This is a genomic window from Streptomyces sp. NPDC028910 (assembly GCF_055564955.1).
Genome location: NZ_JBVHVF010000001.1, coordinates 70,568 through 91,123 on the forward strand (window position 1 = coordinate 70,568; position 20,556 = coordinate 91,123).

A 20,556-nucleotide genomic window follows, 5' to 3' on the forward strand; every position below is an offset into this window, starting at 1 on the left:
TGCGGCCGCTCAGCCGGAGCAGGCGGTGCGCTCCGCGTCCTGCCACTCGCACACCGGGCAGAGCACCACGCCCCGGGTCGCGACCCCGTACTCGGTGGGCTTGCCGCACGCGACGCAGTCCGCGTAGGGCGGCCCCTCCACTGGCTCGGCCGGGGCGGCGGGTGCGGGGCAGTACGACGGGGTCCCGTCCAGCTGGTCCATGCCTACGAGCGTACTGCGCGGGACGGTCGTGGAACTGCTCTGCTCCGAGCACTGGTAGGAAACTTTCCTTCCTGTTAGTGTCCCGGGCGGCGGCTTAGCGCGGTGCCCGGCCCCCGTGGGCATGACGCGCTCAGCGAGAGCTCTGACCCGGCCGCCGTGGCGCTGCCCCCTGCCCGCCCGCGGGCCGGGTGCGGCGTCCCGCGCCAGTGCCCAGCTCTCGCCGCCCCCAAGGCCAAGGAGTCCAGGTATGCGCCTGAACGCCTCTGCTCAGCCCCCACCGTTCCGCGGCGGACTTCACACCCTCCTCCTCGCCTGCGCCGCCGCGCTCGCGCTCGTCGGCGGCCTCCTCCTCGCCTGGCCCGAACGGGCCGGGGCCGCCACCGATCCCCTCATATCGCGCGGGAAGCCGGCCACCGCGTCCTCCGTCGAGACCTCCTCTCTGGGCGCGAGGAACGCCTTCGACGGCGACCCGGCCAGGCGCTGGGCCAGCGCCGAGGGTCAGGACCCGCAGTGGATCCGGGTCGATCTCGGCGCCACCGCCACCGTCTCGCGGGTGAGGCTGACCTGGGAGGCCGCCCACGCCCGGGCGTACCGCGTCGAGTTGTCCGCCGACGGCGCCGCCTGGACCCCGCTCGCGACCGAGAGCGCGGGCAACGGCGGCGTCGACGACTGGACCGGCCTGTCCGGTAAGGGCCGCTACCTGCGCGTGTACGGGACCGCGCGCGGCACCGCGTACGGCTACTCGCTCTTCGAGGCCGAGGTGTACGGCGCCGTCGACGGCGGGCCGCCGCCCGGCGGCGCCTTCACGGTGGTCGCGGCCGGTGACATCGCCGCCCAGTGCACGGCCTCGGACAGCGGCTGCGCGCACCCCCGAACCGCCGCGCTCGCCCAGCGGATCGACCCGAAGTTCTACCTGACGATGGGTGACAACCAGTACGACGACGCCCGGCTCTCCGACTTCCGCGCCTACTACGACAAGACCTGGGGCGCCTTCAAGGCCAGGACCCGGCCGGTACCGGGCAACCACGAGACGTACGACCCGGCCGGCCCCCTCGCCGGATACAGGTCCTACTTCGGGAGCATCGCCTTCCCGCAGGGCAAGAGCTACTACAGCTACGACGAGGGCAACTGGCACTTCATCGCCCTCGACTCCAACTCCTTCGACCAGTCCGCCCAGATCAACTGGCTCAAGGCCGACCTGGCCGCCAACACCAAGCCGTGCGTGGCCGCCTACTGGCACCACCCGCTGTTCTCGTCCGGCGGGCACGGCAACGATCCGGTCTCCAATCCGGTGTGGAAGATCCTCTACGCCGCGAAGGCCGACCTCGTCCTGAACGGGCACGACCACCACTACGAGCGCTTCGCCCCGCAGGACCCCGACGGCAGGGCGAAGGCCGACGGGATCGTGCAGATCGTCGGCGGGATGGGCGGCGCCGAGCCCTACCCGATCGAAGAGGTCCAGCCCAACAGCCAGAAGCGGATCAGCGGACCGTACGGCGTGGTGAAGCTCGACTTCACCGACTCCGGCTACGGATGGACCTACGTCGCCACGGACGGGCAGGTCAAGGACACCAGCCCGAAGTACAGCTGCCACTGATGTACCTGGCCGCCCACGGCCGCCGCCCGGACGCGCCGCCCCGCACCCCCGGGGCCCGGCGGCGCGTCCCCGCCGCCGTCCTCGCACTCGGCACGGTCAGCCTGGTCACCGACGTCTCCTCCGAGATGGTCACCGCGGTGCTGCCGCTCTACCTCGTCCTGGGCCTCGGACTCACCCCCCTCCAGTTCGGCTTCCTGGACGGCATGTTCAACGGCGCGACCGCCCTCGTGCGGCTGCTCGGCGGACGTCTCGCCGACCGCGGCGGCCACCACAAGCGGGTCGCCGGCAGCGGCTACCTGCTCTCCGCGCTCTCCCGGCTGGGACTGCTCCTCGCCGGCGGCGCCACCGCCGGGATCGCCGCGGCGCTCGCCGCCGACCGGCTGGGCAAGGGCATCCGCACCGCCCCGCGCGACGCCCTGATCTCGCTCAGCGGCCCGCCGGAGGCGCTCGGCCGGTCCTTCGGCGTGCACCGCGCCATGGACACCACCGGCGCCCTGCTCGGACCGCTCGCCGCGTTCGCCGTGCTGTGGGCGACCGCCGACGCCTACGACGCGGTGTTCGCCGTCAGCTTCTGCGTCGGCCTGCTCGGCGTGCTCCTGCTCGTCGTGTACGTCCCGGCCCCGACGCGGGCGGCCGCGCCGGCGGCCGCGCGAGCACCCGCTGGCCGAGCCGCACGGCGTCGACGACCAGCCCGCCTGGCTGGACGAAGCGACCGTCGGCTACGCCCTGCCGGGACGCGACGGCCGCGCGAGCGACATCCGGTCGGTCCCGGCGGACGGCACGGGGACGCCCCGCCTCCTCGTGGCCGGCGGCTCGTCACCCGCGTACGTACGCCGAGCGGGCGATATGCCCTACTAGCTCCGCCGCGCGGCGACCAGGCAGGCCACCGCACCCGCCGCGGCGGCCAGCAGCAGGGCGCCCGCCAAGGCCGTGAGCGGCAGCGGTGCGGTGCCCGAGCGCGCCCCCGTGACCAGGGCGGACAGCGCGCCGCGGGCCGGGGAGGGTGCGAGGACCCAGGCCAGCAGGGAGCCGAGGGCCCCGGCCGATACCGCGTAACCGGGGCGCCGTACCAGCGGCCGGCTGCACAGCGCCCCCACGGCCGCGCCGGTCAGGGCGCACACCGCCACCGCCAGGCCACCGGCGAGAGCGGCCCGCGCGGGGCCCGGTCCGGCCCGGTCGCCGAGCAGCAGCGCCACGGCCGCGGCCGCCGCTCCGGCGAACAGCGCTCCGGCGAGGCCGGTGAGCAGGGCCGCCGCGTGCACCCGTACGGGACCGGCCGCGGCGGCCGTGCAGTCGCGGGCCGCGTCGGGTTCGAGGGTGACGCAGATCCGGACCAGCCAGGCGGTCAGCGGGACCAGGCCGGCGGCCGCGTAGCCGAGGGAGTCCAGCACCGGTTCGCCCGGCCGTATCCCGACGGCCAGGAAGGCGGCGTACAGGACGAAGGGGGCGAGCCACTGCTGGGAGCGCAGCAGCATGGCGCCCTGGTAGCGGAGCAGGGAGGTCACGGCAGTTCCTCCACGGCACGGACGTGCCAGGGCGGCCGGGCGGTGAGCAGGGCGCGCAGCACCTCGTCGGAGCGGGCGGCGTCGACGGTCAGCAGAATATCGCCGTCGGGGCCGGGTGCCCCGGCGAGACCGGGCGGCAGCGGGCTGCCGGGTGGTCCGGCGGCGCGGATCCGTACGCGGGACCCGGCCGTCCCGGACACCGGTACGAGCCCCCCGGCCCGGACCCGGTAGTGCGCGTCTGGCGCGCCCGCGAGCCGCCGGGGGTCGTGGTCGACGAACACCACGGTGGCTCCGGCGGCGGTGCGTTCGGCGACGGCGCCGTCGAGCTCGGCCCGGGCGGGCGCGTCCAGCCCGGTCCAGGCCTCGTCGAGGACGAGCAGCCCCGGTTCGGCGAGCAGCGCCTGGGCGACGGCCACCTTCTGGCTGGTCCCCTTGGACAGTTCGGCCATCGGGGTGCGGGCGTGCCCGGCGGCCCCGAACCGCTCCAGCCAGTGCGCCGCCCGCCGGGCCGCCTCCGTGCGCGGGAGCCCGTGCACCCGGCCCAGGTGGGTCAGGTAGGACGCGACGTCGAGGGGGAGCGCCGCCGGGAAGCGTTCGGGCACGTAGGCCGTGCGGCGCGGGCGGCCGCTGACGCGCCCCTCGGTCGGGGTGTCGATCCCGGCGAGGATCCGCAGCAGGGTGGACTTGCCTCCGCCGTTGCCGCCTTCGACCCGGACGAGGGCGCCGCGCGGCAGCTCCAGCGTGATCCCGCGCAGCACCCAGGGCCGGCGCGGCCCGTAGCGGCGGCCGATGCCGGTCAGGTTCAGTGCGCGGCCGCCGTCTCGGTGACCTCGCTCGGGCGGACGATCACGAAGCCCTCGCCGCTCAGCTTCAGCTGGACGGCCTCGCCGGAGCCGCCGCGGATCATCGAGCCGACCGACTGGGAGCGGTGCAGGCCGGTCTCCAGCTGGGCGCTCCAACCGACGACCGCGTCGGTGTCCACGAAGACCGGGGCCTGCGCGGTGACTGGGATGATGATCGGGCTGCCGTCGCAGACCACGGCGAGCTTGCCGGTGCCGGTGAAGAGGCTGTTGAAGAGGCCGCCGCCGGTCATGCCGGCACCCTTCACCATCTTGATCTCGTAGGAGAGGGTCGGGTCGAAGCACAGCACGTTGCGGCCGTTGATGGTGAGGGCGTCGCCCGGCTCGAAGTCGATGATGAAGCAGTTGCCCGCCTGGTGGGCGAACCAGGCCTCGCCCTGGCCGCGTACGGACATCAGCGCCAGGCCCTCGCCCGTGACGGCGCGCTTGAGCATGCCGCCGATGCCCTGACCCTTGCGCTCGAACTGGAGGTTGCCGCGGAAGGCGACCATCGAGCCCTGCCGGGCCAGCATTTCACCGTTGACGTTGTACCTCACGGACTTGGCGTTCTGCAGGCTCATACCAGGGGTGACGGCGGCCTGGGCCAGGTTCTCGGACGCGAAAAGGTCACTCTTCATGGCATTCATCCTCACCCGGGGCGACCACCCGGGGCATCATCCTGAAGGCGGACCCTGGCATCCTTGGCGGGATGAGCAGCCAGCACACGAACGACATCTCCGACGTGCCCGCGGTCGGCGCGGACAGCCCCTTCCGGCAGGAGCACGTCCTGCGCGACGAGGCCCCGCAGTTCGTCCTGCCGCTGGTGGTGCGGATCGAGAAGGCCGAGCCGCCCGCCCGGACGGACGCCCTGGAGACGGCGGCCCGCGCGGTGCTGGTCCTGCTCACCGACGCACGGGCGCAGGGCGAGGGCGAGTGGGCCGAGGCGGTCCGCGACTGGCAGGACGCGCGGATCCGCAAGGTGGTCCGGCGGGCGCGCGGGGCGGAGTGGCGCAAGGCCGGGACCCTGCCGGGCATCACGGTGCACGGTGACAGCTCGGAGGTGCGGGTCTTCCCGCCGGTCCCCCTCGACGGCTGGCCCAAGGAGCTGGCCAAGCTCCAGGTCTCGGGCACCGACCTGGACGATCCGGAGCCGGTCGCCGCGGCCACCGGGCCGGGTCTGCCCGTGCTGTGGTTCAACCCGGACCTCGGCATGTCGGCCGGCAAGGCGATGGCCCAGGCCGGACACGCGGCGCAGCTGGCGTGGTGGGAGCTGACGGAGGCGGAGCGGGCCGTCTGGCAGGAGTCCGGTTTCCGCCTGGCGGTACGGACGGCCGCGCGCGAGCGGTGGGCGGAGCTGAGCGGGAGCGGGCTGCCGGTGGTCCGCGACGCCGGGTTCACCGAGATCGCGCCGGGCAGCGCGACGGTGGTCGCCGACCATCCGGCGCTGCGCGCCCGGCTCTGAGGGCCCGCTCGGATCCTCGGTCCGCCCGGCTCCGACGGCCTTCTGCAACCGCCTTCTCCGACAGCCTTCTCCAACCGCCTCGCCCGGGCGGCGGAAACCTCAAATGTTGCTCTGAACGTCCCCTCCCGCGGGTTGGCTCGACTCCGTCCGGGCCATGACATCGGCACAGAGTGCGACGAGAGGGGGCGAGGGGACATGAAGCCCATGGCACACCTGGGGGTGGGCATCGGCTGGCGGCCGGAGATCGCGGACGCCGTCGAGCGGCTGCCCGGCCTGGACTGGGTCGAGGTGGTGGCCGAGAACATCTGCCCGGGCCACCTGCCCGAGGCCCTCGTGCGGCTGCGCGAGCGCGGCACGACGGTCGTTCCGCACGGGGTCTCGCTCGGCATCGGCGGCGCCGACCGCCCGGACCCGGCGAAGCTGGCGGCGCTCGGCGAGCGGGCGCTGGCGCTGGGGGCGCCGCTCGTGACCGAGCACATCGCCTTCGTACGGACCTCCTCGCCCGTGCTGGAGGCCGGGCACCTGCTGCCGGTGCCCCGCACCCGCGACGCGCTGGACGTCCTGTGCGAGAACGTACGGATCGCACAGGACGCCCTGCCCGTGCCGCTGGCCCTGGAGAACATCGCCGCGCTCTTCTCGTGGCCGGACGAGGAGATGACGGAGGGACAGTTCCTCACGGAGCTGGTCGAGCGGACCGGTGTCCGGCTGCTCATCGACGTGGCGAACCTGCACACCAACCGGGTCAACCGGGGCGAGGACCCGGCCGCCGTACTGGACGCGATCCCGCTGGAGGCGCTCGCGTACGTCCACGTGGCGGGCGGCGTCGAGCGGGGCGGCGTCTGGCACGACACCCACGCGCACCCGGTACCGCCGGTGGTGCTCGATCTGCTGGCCGAACTGCGTTCCCGGGTGGATCCGCCGGGCGTCCTGCTGGAGCGGGACGACGACTTCCCGCCCGAGCCGGAGCTCGCGGACGAACTGGCCGCGATCCGGGCGAATCCAGCCCCGCCCGCGTGTGAGGCGCGGGGGTCCGGGGGCAGCGCCCCCGGCAACGGCTCCGCACCCGGCAACGGACCGACCCCCCGGCGGAAGCCGAGGGGTCCAAGGGTCGCCACCGAGACCGTCCGCACCCGCGTGGCGCTCGGACAGGCCGCGCTGCTGTCGGCGCTGGTCGCCGGGACCCCCGTGCCCGAGGGCTTCGACCGCCGGCGCGTCCGGGTGCAGGCCCGGGCGCTGGCCGCGAAGCGGGCCGATGTGGTGGCCAAGGTGGCTCCGGAGCTGCCCGCGATCCTCGGCGGCCGCGACCCGTACCGCGAGGCCTTCCTCGCCTACGCCAAGGACCGCCCCATGACCGGCGGGTACCGCAGGGACGCCCTGGACTTCGCCGAGCACCTGCTGATCCGTGACCTGCCGGCCGATCCGGCCGCGCGGCGCCGGCTCACCGCCTGGTGGCGGGAGCGGGCCGGGGCGCGACTGCCCCGCCGGATCGTGCGCTGGGCCCGGGCGCTCGCGGGGAGGGCGGCATGAACCTCCTCGCCCTCGCGATCTGGATCGCCGTCATCGTCTCCTCCGTCCTGCTGGTCCGTGGGCTGCGCAGGTCCCGGCCGACGGCGGTCGGACCATCGGCCGCCCTCCACGACCTGTCCGAGGCGGCCTTCGTGGCGGGCGGCCCCGCCACCGTCGTGGACGCCGCGCTCGTCTCGATGCTCGGGGACGGCCGGCTGGTCGTCGGCGGTCCGGGCATCGTCCAGGTACGCCCCGGGGCGCGGGCCGCCGACCCCGCGGAGCGCGCCGTCCTCCAGGCCCACCGGGGGGCGCCCTCGGGATGGCTCTACCAGGTGCGTTACGCCGCCATGCTCGACCCGGCCGTCCAGGAGATCGGCGACGTGCTCGCCGCCCGCGGGCTGGTCTCCCCGCCCGGATCCGGGCGGCCCCTGCGCCGTTGGGGGCTGGTCCAGGCCGCGGTGTGCGCGGTCCTGATCCCGGTGTCGGTGGTGCTGACCATCGTGGACTTCGTCCAGGATCCCGGCGCCGAGGTTCCGTTCATCGGGAAGGTGCTGGCCGCGCTGGTGGGCGGCATCCTCGTGGGCCTGATCTGCGCGGCCCGGGCCAAGAGCCGGGTCACCCCCGCGGGGATGCGGGCGCTGCTCGCGATGCGCTCCGCGTACGTGAACGACCGGACCGCGCACGCGCAGACCGCGCTGTTCGGGCTGCGCGGTCTGCGGGACCCGTACCTGCGTCAGCAGTTGGTGCCGGCCGCCCGCGGCACCCGGCTGGCCGCCGCCCAGTCGCTCCCGCGTTCGCAGGGCACGCACGCGCCGTCGTACGGGTCCTCGGCCGAGCTGCTGCCGATCGTCTGGTGCGCCGCGAGCGACGGCGGTGGCGGCGGTTCGAGTTGCGGCGCCTCGGGCGGTGGCTGCTCCTCGGGATCCGGTTGCGGGTCCTCCGGCGGCGGCTCCAGCAGTTCCAGCTGCTCCAGCAGCAGCTCGAGTTGCAGCAGCTCGTCCGGTTCCAGCTGCTCCAGCAGTTCCAGCTCCTAGTAGTGCTGTGACCGGAAAGGTTCACCGGGTCACAGCACTAGCCGCCGGTACGGCAACCGGGGGGCGCTACCCGTGGCAACGGGGGTACGGAGGCCGACACCGGCCGGTGATCCTTTACTGCGGCGCGACTCTGGCGTCTCATCTGATCATCCAATGAGACGAAAGGGCCGTGATGCAGACGAGACTCGCACGCCACGGAGCCGCCGTGGCGGCGCTCTCCCTCACCCTCTGCGCCCCGGCCCACCTCCCGGCCCACGCCGCCGGGACCGGCTCGCCCGCCCCCCTCGGCGGGACGGCCGCGGAGGCCGCCGGCGCCGCCCTCGTGGCGCACCGCGCGGCGGCCGCGGCCGCCGCCGGAGGCAGCGGCGGCCTCGACTTCCGCCCCTGCCCGGCCGTGGAGGGGCTCCCCGGCCCGGTCCGGTGCGCCACCCTGCGCGTACCGCTCGACTACGCCCGCCCCGACGGTCCGCAGATCTCCCTCACCGTCAGCCGGGTCCCCGCCACCCGCGCCCACGGCGCCGTCCGCCAGGGCGCGCTCGTCCACAATCCCGGCGGCCCCGGGGCTTCCGGCATGCGCTTCCCGCTGGTCGCCGGCCTTCCCGGATGGGAGCGGATCTCGGCCGCCTACGACCTCGTGGGCTACGCCCCGCGCGGCGTCGGCCGCTCCGCCCCGCTGTCCTGCCAGGACCCCGCCGCCCGCGCACAGGGCCCGACCCAGGTCCCCGTCGACCCCTCCCCCGCGTACAAGAAGGAACGCGTCGCGGCCGCCCAGGCGTACGCCCGCGGCTGCGCGCGGCGGGCCGGCGCGGCCCTGCCGTACTACACGACCCTGAACAACGCCCGCGATCTGCACGTCCTGCGCGCCGCGCTCGGCGAGAAGAAGCTGACCTTCACGGGCGCCTCGTACGGCACCTACCTCGGCGCCGTGTACGCGACCCTCCACCCGGGCCACGTCCGGCGGATGGTCCTCGACTCGGCGGTCGATCCCGACCCGCGCCGCGTCTGGTACCGCAACAACCTCGACCAGGCCCCCGGCTTCGAGCGCCGCTGGTACGACTTCCGCGCCTGGGTCGCCCGGCACCACGCCACGTACCGCCTCGGCGCCACCGCGGCGGCCGTGCAGGCGAGCTACGAGCGCGTCCGGGACGCGGTGGCCCGTACCCCCGCCGGCGGGGTCGTGGGCACCGGTGAACTGCGGGCCGCCTACCTCCAGGCCGCGTACTACGACGACGTCTGGCCGGACCGGGCGGCGGCCCTCGCGGCCTTTCTGCGCGGCGATCCGCGGCCACTGACCGCTCAGGCCGCCCCGGACCCGGCGGCGGCGGCCGAGGCCGAGAACGCGACGGCCGTCTACACGGCGGTGCTCTGCAACGACGCCTCCTGGCCCGCGGACTGGGAGACCTGGGACCGCGACAACACCGAGCTGGCCCGCACGGCCCCCTTCGAGACCTGGGCCAACGCCTTCCTCAACCTCCCGTGCGCCTACTGGCCGGCGGGCGAGCGGCAGCGGCCGGTGGCGGTCGGGGCTCAGCCGGAGCTGCTGCCGCGCACGCTGGTGGTCGCGGCGGAGCGGGACGGGGCGACCCCGTACCCGGGCGCGCTGGAACTCCAGCGGCGGCTCGGCACCGGGGCCGCGCTCGTGACGGAGACGGGGGCCGGCTCCCATGGAGTGGCCGGCGGACGCAACGACTGCGTGGACCGTCACGTGGAGCGGTACCTGCTGACAGGTGAGACCCCGGGGTGGCGTAGCACGTGTGCGCCGCATCCGGAGCCCGCACCGGTGTCGCTGGACGACCGGGCAGCAAGCGCCCACCGGGCACTGCTGCCGCCAGTCGTCTGAACTTCCGGGCGGGATCTCCGGCTGCGTCGTTTCGGGGGCAGGGCCTCCCGATCCACCGGAGGAGGTCACCTGACGGTGTGGTCGTCCTCCGGTCCTTCCCCCCAGGGGAGGTATCAGGCGAGCCCGGCCACCAGATCGGCGACGGACTTGCGGCGTCCGGTGTAGAAGGGCACCTCTTCACGGACGTGCATACGGGCCTCGGAGGCACGCAGGTGACGCATGAGGTCGACGATGCGGTACAGCTCGTCCGCCTCGAAGGCCAGCAGCCATTCGTAGTCGCCCAGCGAGAAGGAGGCGACGGTGTTGGCGCGCACGTCCGGGTACCCGCGGGCCATCTTGCCGTGGTCGGCGAGCATGCGGCGGCGGTCCTCGTCGGGCAGCAGGTACCAGTCGTAACTGCGCACGAAGGGGTACACGCTGACGTAGTCGCGCGCGACCTCGTCGGCCAGGAAGGCGGGGATGTGCGACTTGTTGAACTCGGCCGGGCGGTGCAGGGCCATGTTCGACCACACCGGCTCCAGCGCGCGGCCCAGCTTGGTGCGGCGGAACAGGTTGTACGCGGTCTGCAGCTCGTCCGCGGTCTCCGCGTGCCACCAGATCATGATGTCGGCGTCGGCGCGCAGGCCGGAGACGTCATAGGTGCCGCGGACGGTGATGTCCTTGGCGGCCAGCTGGTCGAACAGTTCCTGGACCTCGTCGGCGAACCCGGCGCGGTCCTCGGGCAGGACGTCCTTCAGCTTGAAGACGGACCACAGGGTGTAGCGGATGACCTCGTTGAGGTCCTTCGCCTTCTTCCCCGCGTTGGGAATCTTCTCTGGTGCAGTCATGTTTCCTATTGTCCCGTGCGCTGATCAGTGGTCGGTGCCAGGGGTGCCGAACGCGGACCGAGCGAGGCGATCACCGCGTCCGCGGCCCGGCCGGCGCTCGCGATGCAGGCCGGAATGCCCACCCCGTCGTAGAGCGCACCGCACACGGCGAGTCCGGGCAGCGCGGCGACGGCGCCGCGGATCCGGGCGACCCGGTCGAGGTGGCCGACCGGGTACTGGGGCAGCCCGCCGTCCCAGCGGGTGACGGTGGAGGCGACGGGCCGGGCCGCCAGGCCCACGGCCTCGCCGAGGTCGGCGAGGGAGACCTCGACGAGCTCGCCGTCCTCGCGTTTCAGATCCTCCTCGTCCGCGTACCGGCCCACCGAGGTGCGTAGCAGGAAGAGGTCCGGATCCGCCCCGGACCAGGCCCACTTGTTGCTGGAGAAGGTGGAGGCCTTGATGGTCCGGCCGTCGACGGGCGGTACGAGGAACCCGCTGGCGCCGCCGCCGGAGATGGCGGCCGGCAGGTCGCAGCGGCGGAAGGCCATGGTGATCAGGGCCATCGAGGCGTATTCGACCCCGCGCAGCTCGGCCGCGGCCGCCGGTGCGAGCCCGTCCAGCAGCCGTGCGGCGGGCCCGGCCGGGGTCGCCAGGATCACGCCGTCGGCCTCGACGACCTCGGCGTCGGCCACGACCCGCCAGCCTTCAGTCGTACGAATGACCTCGCGGACGGGAGCGTCGGTGACGATCCGCGCCCCGGCCGAGCGGCAGGCCTCGGCGACGGCGAGCGGGAGCCGTCCGATGCCGCCCTCGATGCCGGCGAAGACCGGACCGTCCTGCTGGGGCTGCGCCTGCGCCCTGCGCTGCAGTTCCCGTACGCCGTCGCCCAGCAGGGCGTGCGTGCGGGCGGCCTCGAAGAGCTGGGGCACGGCGGCCCGCATGGAGATGCGGTAGGCGTCGCCCGCGTAGACCCCGCCGAGCAGCGGTTCCACGAGCCGGTCGACGACCTCGTGGCCCAGCCGGGCGGCGACGTACTCGCCGACGGCGACGTCGTCGCCGATCTCGGCGGGCGGCAGCTCGCGCTCGGCCTCGATACGGGCCAGGCCCTGCGCGGAGAGCACTCCGGAGGCGGCGAGCGGTCCCAGGTCGCCGGGGACTCCCATGACGTGCCCGCGCGGCATCGGCCGCAGCGCGCCCCGGGTCCACAGGTGGGCGGTGGCGGTGGCCGGCGGCCGCACGGCTTCGCCGAGGCCCACGGCCTCGGCGAGGGCCACGGCCTCGGGGCGGCGGGCGAGCATGGATTCGGCGCCGAGGTCGACGCGGGCGCCGGCGAGCTCACCGGCGTACAGCTTGCCACCGAGCCGCGGTCCGGCCTCCAGCAGCGTGACGCGGGCGCCTTCGGCGAGCAGCCGGTGGGCTGCCGCGAGGCCCGCGATGCCGCCGCCGATGACGACGACGTGCCGGGTCGGGCCGGGGCGATCCGTACGCGTGTCCGCTTCGTGCATGGACACATCGTCTCAGATCGATCTCCGAGGCCGGACCGTGACCGCATCGGGACCGGCCCGGGACCGTGGAAGCGAAACCCGCGACGGGACTCTGGACGTCGAAACGGCAACACCAGCCGATCACCGGGGGTTTGAAAGATGCGCACTCTGCACCGGCACCGTTCCGCGGCGGCCCTGGCCGCCCTCTCCCTGGCCGGGGCGCTCGCGCTCACCGGCTGCGGCGCGGGTGACGAGGGCCGGGCCGCCTCGGCCGACAAGGCGGCGGTCGCGCCCGCGCCCGCCCAGGACGGCAAGGCCCCGGAGGGCGCGGACGGCGCCGCGGCGGGCACGGCTCCGGCTCCGGCTCCGGCTCCGGCTCCGGCGGGGTCTTCGGCCTCCTCGGGCTCCTCGGGCTCCTCGGCCGACAAGAACGCCCAGCCGCCGGCCGTGGTCCGCCCGAACGTCATCCGTACGGCGACGCTCGGCATCGAGACGACGGACGCCCAGAAGACGCTCGCCGCGGCCCGCGCCGCGGCCGACGGGGCGGGCGGCTACGTCGGCAACGAGTCCACCAAGCGCGGCGAGGACGGCCGGATGACCTCGACGGTGACCCTTCGGGTGCCCGGCGAGCACTACGACGCCGTGCTCGGCGCCATGGAGGGCAGCGGAAAGCTCCTGCACCGCAAGGTCGACGCGCAGGACGTCACGGAGAAGGTCGCCGACATCGGCAGCCGCGTCACGTCGCAGCAGGCCAGCGTCGCGCGGGTGCGGGAAATGATGGGCAAGGCCTCGGCGCTGAGCGAGGTGGTGATGCTGGAGAGCGAGCTGAGCCGGCGCCAGTCCGACCTGGAGTCGCTGCTGGCGCAGCAGACGGCGCTGAAGGACCGGATCTCGCTGGGCACGATCACGCTGGAGGTCACGGAGCCGGCCCCGAAGCCGGCGGCGCGGGAGCAGGAGAAGGAGCCCACCTTCCTGGGCGCCCTGGGCGGCGGCTGGGAGGTCTTCACGAAGATCGTGCGCTACCTGACGGTGGCGGTGGGCGCGCTGCTGCCGTTCGCGCTGGCGGCCGCGCTGGCGGCGCTGGTGTTCCGGCTGTACCGGTGGTGGCGGCCGGCGCGGCCGAAGACGGGCCCGTCCTCGGAGCGGGTGCCCGTCCCGGCGGCCCGGGCGGCGGCTTCGGACACCGAGGCCGACGTGGCCGACGTGCGGGACTGAACGCGCGTTCGGACGTAGCGTGTTCGCCATCCGATGACGGTGAAGGGGCGGTACGGACGATGGCGACGGAACGACTGGTGGTGGTCGGCGGTGACGCGGCGGGGATGTCCGCCGCGTCACAGGCCCGCAGGCTCAAGGGTCCGGCGGAGCTGGAGATCGTCGCCTTCGAGCGCGGGCACTTCAGCTCGTACTCGGCGTGCGGCATCCCGTACTGGGTCGGCGGCCGGGTCGCCGAGCGCGACGACCTGATCGCCCGCACCCCCGAGGAGCACCGCGCCCGCCACATCGACCTGCGCACCCGCACGGAGGTCGTGGAGCTGGACCTCCCCGGTTCCCGGGTCCGCGCCCGGGACCTGGACAGCGGATCCGAATCCTGGACGGGCTACGACAAGCTCGTCCTGGCGACGGGCGCCCGCCCGGTCCGCCCCCGGCTCCCGGGCATCGGCGCCCACGGGGTCCACGGCATCCAGACCCTGGACGACGGCCAGCGCCTGATGGCCGCGCTGGAGCGCATCGAGGGCCGCCGGGCGGTCGTGGTCGGCGCGGGCTACATCGGCGTGGAGATGGCGGAGGCCCTGGTGGAGCGGGGCTACGAGGTCACCGTCCTGCACCGGGGCGAGCAGCCGATGTCCACGCTCGACCCGGACATGGGCGCTCTGGTGCACAGCGCCATGAACGGCATGGGGATCCGTACGGTCGCCCGCGCCGAGGTGACGAAGATCCTCACCGACGAGGAGGGCCGGGCCCGGGCGGTGGCCACGTCGGCGGGCGAGGAGTACGAGGCCGACGTGGTCGTGCTCGGCATCGGCGTGGAGCCCCGTACCGGGCTCGCCCGCGACGCCGGCCTGCCGCTCGGCCCGTCGGGCGGCATCCTCACGGACCTCTCGATGCGGGTACGGGGATACGAGAACATCTGGTCGGGCGGCGACTGCGTGGAGGTCCTGGACCTGATCGCGGGCCGCACCCGGCACATCCCCCTGGGCACGCACGCCAACAAGCACGGCCAGGTCATCGGCTCGGGCGTGGGCGGCGGCTACGCGACCTTCCCCGGGGTGGTGGGCACGGCGGTCAGCAAGGTCTGCGACCTGGAGATCGCCCGTACGGGGCTGCGCGAGCGCGACGCGCGGGAGGCGGGCCTGCGCTTCGTGACGGCCACCATCACCTCCACCACGACGGCGGGCTACTACCCGGGCGCGGCGGACATGACGGTGAAGATGCTGGCCGAACGCCGCACGGGCCGTCTCCTCGGCGTCCAGATCGTCGGCGGCGCGGGTTCCGCGAAGCGGGTGGACATCGCGGCCGTCGCCTTGACGGCGGGCATGACGGTCGAGCAGGTCGTGTCCCTCGACCTGGGCTACGCCCCGCCGTTCTCTCCCGTGTGGGACCCGATCCTGATCGCCGCCCGCAAGGCGGTCTCGGCGGTGCGGGCGGCCGGCTCCTAGGAGCCCGGCGCACCGTCCCCGGTGGACCTTTCCGGTGGCGGCGCTAGGGGGTGTCCGGCGGGTCAGGGTCGGATAGCCCGGGTCGTCTGGCGCCGTGCATTGCAAGGCGGAGGAGGGAGTCCATGCGGAGCATCGACGACCGACGACAACGCGGCAAGGCGCGGTGCCAGGCGGCCCGGGCCCGGGCCTGACCCGCCGGACACCCCCTAGGCTGGAAGAGGCCTTCGCCCACCTCGGGGACCGTCCGGAAGAGGTGACCCGATTGCGTGCCTCCAGGGGAATCCCGGCCCTCGTCGCCGCCACCGCCCTGGCCGCCGCCTGCCTGCTGCCCGGACCGGTGGCCGCCGCTCCCGCCGCCGCCCCGGGGGACGGCCCGTGTGCGACCTCGCTGCCGGACAGTTTCTGGCGCGCCCCCGTGGACACCCTTCCGCTGCACCCGAGCTCGGCCCGGTACGTCTCCTCGATCGGGTCCACGGAGCCGCTGCACCCGGACTTCGGCTCGGGACTGGTCGAGGGGCAGCCCTTCGGCATCCCCGTCACCGTGACGGACGCCGAGGTGCCGGAAACGAAGGTCACCCTGGACAATCCCGAGGAGAGCGAGACGTCCGGGTACCGGATCCCGCGGGACGCCAGGGTCGAGAACGGTCCGGCGAGCGACGGGGACCGGCACGTCGTCGTGTGGGACCGCGGCCTGTGCAGGTCCTACGAGCTCTTCGACGCGGAGCAGCAGGGCCCCGAGGCATGGCGCGCCGGCTCGGGCGCGATCTTCGACCTGCGGTCGCACGAGCTGCGCCCCGACGGGTGGACCTCGGCCGATGCCGCAGGCCTGGCCATCCTCCCCGGTCTGGTGCGCTACGAGGAGGCGGCGGCCGGGCGGATCGACCACGCGATCCGCATCACCGTGCCCCGCTCGGACCAGAGCTACGTGTGGCCGGCCCGGCACCACGCGGGCGCCGCGGCGGACGCCTCGCTGCCTCCCATGGGGCTGCGGCTGCGGCTCAAGGCCTCGGTGGACACCACGGGGCTGCCGCCGCAGGCCAGGGCGGTGGCCGAGGCGCTCAAGAAGTACGGCGCCATCGTCGCGGACAACGGCTCGCCCTGGTTCATCACCGGCGAGGAGCACTCCGGCTGGGACAACTCCCAGCTCGACGCGCTCAAGGAATACAAGGGATCGGACTTCGAAGCGGTCGACGCGTCCGGACTGCAGCTGTCGCCGGACTCGGGAGCCGTCGCCCCGAAGTGATCCCTCAAGTGATCCCTCCGGGGCGCGTCGACCGTACGCGGGTGCCTTCGGCTCAGCGGGCCGTCTTGGTGTGGACGTAGTCCACCAGGCGGGTCAGCGCGTCCGGGTCCGTCGTGGGCAGGACGCCGTGGCCGAGGTTGAAGACGTGGCCCTCCAGGCCGGCCGCGGCCGCGAGGACCTCGTCCGTCTTGGCCTCGACGGCCTCCTGGGTGGAGAAGAGCACCGCCGGGTCCAGGTTGCCCTGGAGGGCCTTGCCCGGGCCGACCCGGCGGGCCGCGTCGTCGAGCGCGACCCGGTAGTCGACGCCCACGACGTCCGCGCCGGCCTCGCCCATCAGGCCGAGCAACTCGCCCGTGCCCACGCCGAAGTGGATCCGCGGGACCCCGTAGGAGGCGACGGACTCCAGGACCTTCGCCGACGCCGGCATCACCGAGCGGCGGTAGTCGGCCGGGGCGAGCGCGCCGACCCAGGAGTCGAAGAGCTGGATCGCGGAGGCGCCGGCCTCGATCTGGACCTTCAGGAAGGCGGAGGTGATCTCCGCGAGACGGTCCAGCAGCTCCGCCCACAGCTCCGGGTCCCCGTACATCAGGGCCTTGGTGTGCTCGTGGTTCTTCGAGGGACCGCCCTCGACCAGGTAGCTCGCGAGAGTGAAAGGTGCGCCCGCGAAACCGATCAACGGCGTGGAGCCCAGTTCACCCGTGAGCATGCCGATCGCCTCGGTGACGTACGAGACGTCCTCAGGGGTGAGGTCGCGCAGCTGTGCGAGGTCCTCGCGGCGGCGGATCGGCTGGGCGACGACCGGGCCGATGCCGGGCTTGATGTCCAGGTCGACGCCGATGGCCTTCAGCGGGACCACGATGTCGGAGAAGAAGATCGCCGCGTCCACCTTGTGGCGGCGCACCGGCTGCAGCGTGATCTCGGTGACCAGGTCGGGCCGCATGCACGATTCCAGCATCTGCGTGCCCTCGCGCAGCTTGCGGTACTCGGGGAGCGAGCGCCCGGCCTGCCGCATGAACCACACCGGGGTGTGCGGCACCGGCTCCCGCCGGCACGCCTTCAGGAAGGCGGAATCGTACGTCTGACTCTGCTGGCCCTTGGGGCTGTCGTTGGCGCTCACGACCCAAATCTTCGCACGTATGAAGAAGTGCCCGGCCCGGCACGGGTGTCCCTGCGCCGTACGGGCGCTCATTCCGCCTAGTCTTCCCCGCATGGCTGCGGCTCAGGGACGATTTTCAGATGGCGCTGACGGTATGGACAGCGCGAAGGAGAGCTCCGTCCCGCTCCCGTTCCGGCGGGCGGTCGACGGCTTGAAGAAGGCGCGGCTGCGTCCGGGGATCGAGATCGACCCCACGAAGCCGCCCCAGCGACTGGCACCGTACGCCTACGCGCTGGAGGCCGCGGTGGTGGACGGAGAGGACGACCTGGCCGACGGCCGGCTGATCCTGCTCCACGATCCGGCCGGCCACGACGCCTGGAACGGAACCTTCCGGCTGGTGACGCTCGTCCGCGCCGAACTGGAGCCGGAGATGGCCGCGGACCCGCTCCTCCCCGAGGTGTGCTGGTCCTGGCTGACGGGGGCGCTGGACGCGCGCGGCCTGACGTACGGGGAGGCGAGCGGGACCGTGACCATGGCGAGCTCGCACTACTTCGGCGGGCTCGCGGAGCGGCGGCCCGCGACGCAGATCGAGATCAGAGCCTCGTGGACGCCCCGCGAGGGGGTGGGCGGGGTGCCGGACACCTCGGCGCACCTGTCGGCGTGGTGCGAATTGCTGTGCCAGATCGCGGGGCTGCCGCCGGTGGGTCCGACGGACAGCGCGACGGGAGTGGTCTCCCTGCCACAGCGCCGCGGTCCGCACCACCCGTAGGCGCGGGGCCGTACGGCCGCCCGCCAAAGCGCCCGCCAAAGCGCCCGTCAGAACGCCCGTCAGGACGCCCACCGGAACGCCCACCGGCCGCCCCGGACACGAACGACCGGTCGAAGCCCGCAACGGAGTGTCGCAACCGGGCATCCATTGTGGGCTTCTGATCACCCGATGATCGATCGTGCGTCTGAATTGCCCGAATTGTTACTCACCAAATCGTGATCATTCCCTAAAGCCGGGCGGGTGACGTGCCGAAGGAGTCAGTGACCATCCGTACGGTTCGCACCGGCTTCCTTCCCCGAGCCGGCCGTCCCGCCACTCCCCCAGGAGGCCTAGGTGTCCGTTCTTCTCGAGCAGCCCGCAAGCCTGGTCGCCTACCGCCCGAACAAGCCGACGGCCATGGTCGTCGTGGCCGACCCGCGCGTCCGCTCCACCGTGACCCGCCATCTGTGGGCCCTCGGAGTACGTGACGTGATCGAGGCGTCGTCCATCGCGGAGGCCCGCCCCCGCGTCGGCAGCCCGCGCGACATCTGCGTGGCCGACGTACACCTGCCCGACGGTTCCGGTCTCACCCTGCTCTCCGAGACCCGTGCCGCCGGCTGGCCCAACGGCCTGGCCCTGTCCGCCGCCGACGACATCGGCGCCGTACGCAACGCCCTCGCGGGCGGAGTGAAGGGCTACGTCGTCACCGGTACGCGGACCAACATCGGGCTCCCCACCCGGCCCGGCGCCGCCCCCATCGGCGCCGCCGCCGCCCGTATGCACCGCCGCCCCCCGGGTGCCCCGAGCCACCCGGGCGGCTACCGAGAGCTCTCCGGCCGCGAGGTCGAGGTCCTGCGCCTCGTCGCGGAGGGCCAGTCCAACAAGGCCATCGGCGTCTCGATGGGCCTGTCCGCCCTGACCGTCAAGTCCCACCTCGCCCGGATCGCCCGCAAGCTGGGCACCGGTGACCGCGCCGGAATGGTCGCCGTGGCGCTGCGCACCGGGATCATCCACTGAGCGCGGGCCCGAGCCCCCGGATAACCTCCCCCGGACCGCTCGCGGGGGCAGGTCCGCGAATACCCCGGGACACCCCGGACACCCCCGGGACAGCCCCGGAAAACCCCCCGCAAACTGATCGCGCCCGTCGACGGAACGTTCCGGCGACGGGCGCGTCGTATACACGGATACCCTTGACCGGTGACCGACGCCCAAGAGACCGCAGCAGACCTGCGCACCACCACCGGGGGCGGCCCCCCGGACGACGTCGTTGTTCCGCCCGGTGGGCTGCCGATTCCGTTGTTGGAGCCCCGTGAGGGGATTCCTCCGGTGGTCGCCGACGCGGACGCCCTCGCCGAAGTGGTCGCGGCCTTCGCCGCGGGCACCGGCCCCGTCGCCGTCGACGCCGAGCGGGCCTCCGGATACCGCTACGGCCAGCGCGCCTATCTGGTGCAGCTGCGCCGCGAGGGTGCGGGGTCCGCGCTGATCGACCCGGTGGGCTGCCCCGACCTGTCGGCCCTGGGCGAGGCCCTGTCCGGCACCGAATGGATCCTGCACGCCGCCACCCAGGACCTGCCCTGCCTGCGCGACATAGGCATGGTGCCCACCTCCCTGTTCGACACCGAGCTCGCCGGCCGGCTGGCCGGCTTCCCGCGGGTCGGCCTCGGAGCGATGGTCGAGAGCGTGCTCGGCTACGCGCTGGAGAAGGGCCACTCCGCCGTCGACTGGTCCACCCGCCCGCTTCCCGAGCCGTGGCTGCGCTACGCCGCGCTGGACGTGGAGCTGCTGGTGGACCTGCGGGACGCGCTGGAGAAGGAACTGGACCGGCAGGGCAAGCTGGAGTGGGCCCACCAGGAATTCGACGCCATCGCCGCCGCACCGCCCGCCCCGCCGCGCAAGGACCCGTGGCGCCGTACGTCCGGCATGCACAAGGTGCGCCGGCGCCGGCAGATGGCGGTCGTACGGGAGCTGTGGGAGTCCCGGGACCGGATCGCGCAGCGGCGTGACGTGTCGCCCGGCAAGGTGCTGGGGGACGCCGCGATCGTCGAGGCCGCTCTCGCCCTGCCGGCGAACGTGCACACCCTGTCCGCCCTGCCCGGCTACGGGCAGCGGATGGGCCGGCGCCAGCTGGACCAGTGGATGGCCGCCGTGGACCGGGCGAGGGCCCTGCCCGAGAGCGAGCTTCCGCAGCCGGGGGCGACGCCGGCCGGTCCGCCGCCGCCGCGCTCCTGGGTGGACAAGGACCCAATCGCCGCGGCCCGGCTCTCGGCGGCCCGCGCCGCCGTCTCGGCGCTGGCCGAGGAGCTGAACCTGCCCCAGGAGAACCTGATCACACCGGACACGGTCCGCCGGCTGTGCTGGGAGCCGCCGCAGCGCCTCGATGGGGACGCGGTGGCGGAGGCCCTGGCGGGCTACGGCGCCCGGCCCTGGCAGATCGAACTGGTGACCCCGGTCCTGGTCACGGCCCTGTCGGCGACCGCCTGACCGGCCCGCACCGGCGTGACACGGCGAAGCCCCCCGGCCCGGAGCCGGGGGGCTTCG

Annotated in this window: 18 protein-coding genes and 1 pseudogene; 12 read left to right on the forward strand and 7 right to left on the reverse strand. The window is 74.1% G+C overall.

All coding sequences use genetic code 11. From position 1 onward, the window contains the following. Positions 1-9: 9 nt before the first annotated feature. On the reverse strand, positions 10-201 hold the full coding sequence (locus ACZ4TV_RS00330) for a hypothetical protein (RefSeq protein ID WP_468129079.1): 192 nt from the start codon (positions 199-201) through the stop codon (positions 10-12). Positions 202-448: 247 nt separating this feature from the next. Between ACZ4TV_RS00330 and ACZ4TV_RS00335 the strand changes: the two genes are divergently transcribed. Beyond that, positions 449-1,798 (forward strand): discoidin domain-containing protein, encoded by a 1,350-nt coding sequence (locus ACZ4TV_RS00335; RefSeq protein WP_468129081.1) that lies wholly within the window; start codon positions 449-451, stop codon positions 1,796-1,798. Next, a pseudogene (locus ACZ4TV_RS00340) lies at positions 1,798-2,496 on the forward strand (MFS transporter); the annotation flags it as partial. The gene ACZ4TV_RS00335 and the pseudogene ACZ4TV_RS00340, both read left to right, overlap by 1 nt. A 156-nt stretch (positions 2,497-2,652) precedes the next feature. On the opposite strand, the gene ACZ4TV_RS00345 reads toward ACZ4TV_RS00340, so the two are convergent. The 3 genes from ACZ4TV_RS00345 to ACZ4TV_RS00355 are packed head-to-tail and all read right to left on the reverse strand — an operon-like array spanning position 2,653 to position 4,780. Continuing rightward, a complete protein-coding gene (locus ACZ4TV_RS00345) occupies positions 2,653-3,303 on the reverse strand; it encodes an ABC transporter (protein ID WP_468129083.1) in 651 nt (216 codons plus the stop codon). After that, complete coding sequence (locus ACZ4TV_RS00350; protein ID WP_468129879.1) at positions 3,300-4,109, reverse strand: ATP-binding cassette domain-containing protein; 810 nt, start codon at positions 4,107-4,109, stop codon at positions 3,300-3,302. The genes ACZ4TV_RS00345 and ACZ4TV_RS00350 overlap by 4 nt, the downstream gene beginning before the upstream one ends. Further along, positions 4,106-4,780 (reverse strand): AIM24 family protein, encoded by a 675-nt coding sequence (locus ACZ4TV_RS00355; RefSeq protein ID WP_468129085.1) that lies wholly within the window; start codon positions 4,778-4,780, stop codon positions 4,106-4,108. The genes ACZ4TV_RS00350 and ACZ4TV_RS00355 overlap by 4 nt, the downstream gene beginning before the upstream one ends. A gap of 71 nt (positions 4,781-4,851) precedes the next feature. On the opposite strand from ACZ4TV_RS00355, the gene ACZ4TV_RS00360 reads away from it, so the two are divergent. The 4 genes from ACZ4TV_RS00360 to ACZ4TV_RS00375 all read left to right on the forward strand — a co-directional run bounded on the left by ACZ4TV_RS00360 (position 4,852) and on the right by ACZ4TV_RS00375 (position 9,984). After that, positions 4,852-5,604, forward strand: coding sequence for an aminoacyl-tRNA hydrolase (locus tag ACZ4TV_RS00360; RefSeq protein ID WP_468129087.1), 753 nt, complete (start codon positions 4,852-4,854; stop codon positions 5,602-5,604). 195 nt (positions 5,605-5,799) lie between these two features. Next, positions 5,800-7,131: an MbnB/TglH/ChrH family RiPP precursor modification enzyme gene (locus ACZ4TV_RS00365; RefSeq protein WP_468129089.1), complete on the forward strand. Its 1,332-nt coding sequence runs from the start codon at positions 5,800-5,802 to the stop codon at positions 7,129-7,131. After that, the gene (locus tag ACZ4TV_RS00370) at positions 7,128-8,144 is read left to right on the forward strand and encodes a TIGR04222 domain-containing membrane protein (RefSeq protein WP_468129091.1); all 1,017 of its coding nucleotides are present in this window, start codon (positions 7,128-7,130) and stop codon (positions 8,142-8,144) included. The genes ACZ4TV_RS00365 and ACZ4TV_RS00370 overlap by 4 nt, the downstream gene beginning before the upstream one ends. Before the next feature lie 172 nt (positions 8,145-8,316). Beyond that, positions 8,317-9,984, forward strand: a complete 1,668-nt coding sequence (locus ACZ4TV_RS00375) for an alpha/beta hydrolase (RefSeq protein WP_468129093.1) — start codon at positions 8,317-8,319, stop codon at positions 9,982-9,984. Between the two features lie 113 nt (positions 9,985-10,097). Here the strand turns inward: ACZ4TV_RS00375 and hemQ are convergent, their stop codons facing one another. Both hemQ and hemG read right to left on the reverse strand, forming a co-directional pair. Next, entirely contained in the window at positions 10,098-10,811 is a 714-nt protein-coding gene (gene hemQ / locus ACZ4TV_RS00380; RefSeq protein WP_030651599.1) for a hydrogen peroxide-dependent heme synthase, read from the reverse strand. Positions 10,812-10,816: 5 nt separating this feature from the next. Then, on the reverse strand, positions 10,817-12,295 hold the full coding sequence (gene hemG / locus ACZ4TV_RS00385) for a protoporphyrinogen oxidase (protein ID WP_468129096.1): 1,479 nt from the start codon (positions 12,293-12,295) through the stop codon (positions 10,817-10,819). A 138-nt stretch (positions 12,296-12,433) separates the two neighbouring features. Here hemG and ACZ4TV_RS00390 point away from each other — a divergent pair, with 138 nt between their 5' ends. The 3 genes from ACZ4TV_RS00390 (at position 12,434) to ACZ4TV_RS00400 (ending at position 16,174) form a co-directional block, all read left to right on the forward strand. Next, positions 12,434-13,489 carry a DUF4349 domain-containing protein gene (locus tag ACZ4TV_RS00390; RefSeq protein ID WP_468129098.1) on the forward strand — a complete coding sequence of 352 codons (1,056 nt, stop codon included), beginning with the start codon at positions 12,434-12,436 and terminating at the stop codon, positions 13,487-13,489. 59 nt (positions 13,490-13,548) lie between these two features. Further along, the gene (locus ACZ4TV_RS00395; protein WP_468129100.1) at positions 13,549-14,931 is read left to right on the forward strand and encodes an FAD-dependent oxidoreductase; all 1,383 of its coding nucleotides are present in this window, start codon (positions 13,549-13,551) and stop codon (positions 14,929-14,931) included. 262 nt (positions 14,932-15,193) lie between these two features. Continuing rightward, positions 15,194-16,174: a hypothetical protein gene (locus ACZ4TV_RS00400; RefSeq protein WP_468129102.1), complete on the forward strand. Its 981-nt coding sequence runs from the start codon at positions 15,194-15,196 to the stop codon at positions 16,172-16,174. Between the two features lie 52 nt (positions 16,175-16,226). Here ACZ4TV_RS00400 and hemE read toward each other — a convergent pair whose 3' ends face one another. Next, entirely contained in the window at positions 16,227-17,291 is a 1,065-nt protein-coding gene (gene hemE, locus ACZ4TV_RS00405) for a uroporphyrinogen decarboxylase (RefSeq protein ID WP_468129104.1), read from the reverse strand. A 91-nt stretch (positions 17,292-17,382) separates the two neighbouring features. Between hemE and ACZ4TV_RS00410 the strand changes: the two genes are divergently transcribed. From ACZ4TV_RS00410 to ACZ4TV_RS00420, 3 genes are all read left to right on the forward strand, one after another. Continuing rightward, complete coding sequence (locus tag ACZ4TV_RS00410; RefSeq protein WP_468129106.1) at positions 17,383-18,039, forward strand: DUF3000 domain-containing protein; 657 nt, start codon at positions 17,383-17,385, stop codon at positions 18,037-18,039. A gap of 333 nt (positions 18,040-18,372) precedes the next feature. Then, on the forward strand, positions 18,373-19,035 hold the full coding sequence (locus ACZ4TV_RS00415) for a helix-turn-helix transcriptional regulator (RefSeq protein ID WP_007267191.1): 663 nt from the start codon (positions 18,373-18,375) through the stop codon (positions 19,033-19,035). 180 nt (positions 19,036-19,215) lie between these two features. Next, positions 19,216-20,499, forward strand: coding sequence for an HRDC domain-containing protein (locus ACZ4TV_RS00420; RefSeq protein ID WP_468129108.1), 1,284 nt, complete (start codon positions 19,216-19,218; stop codon positions 20,497-20,499). The last annotated feature ends 57 nt before the right edge of the window (positions 20,500-20,556 follow it).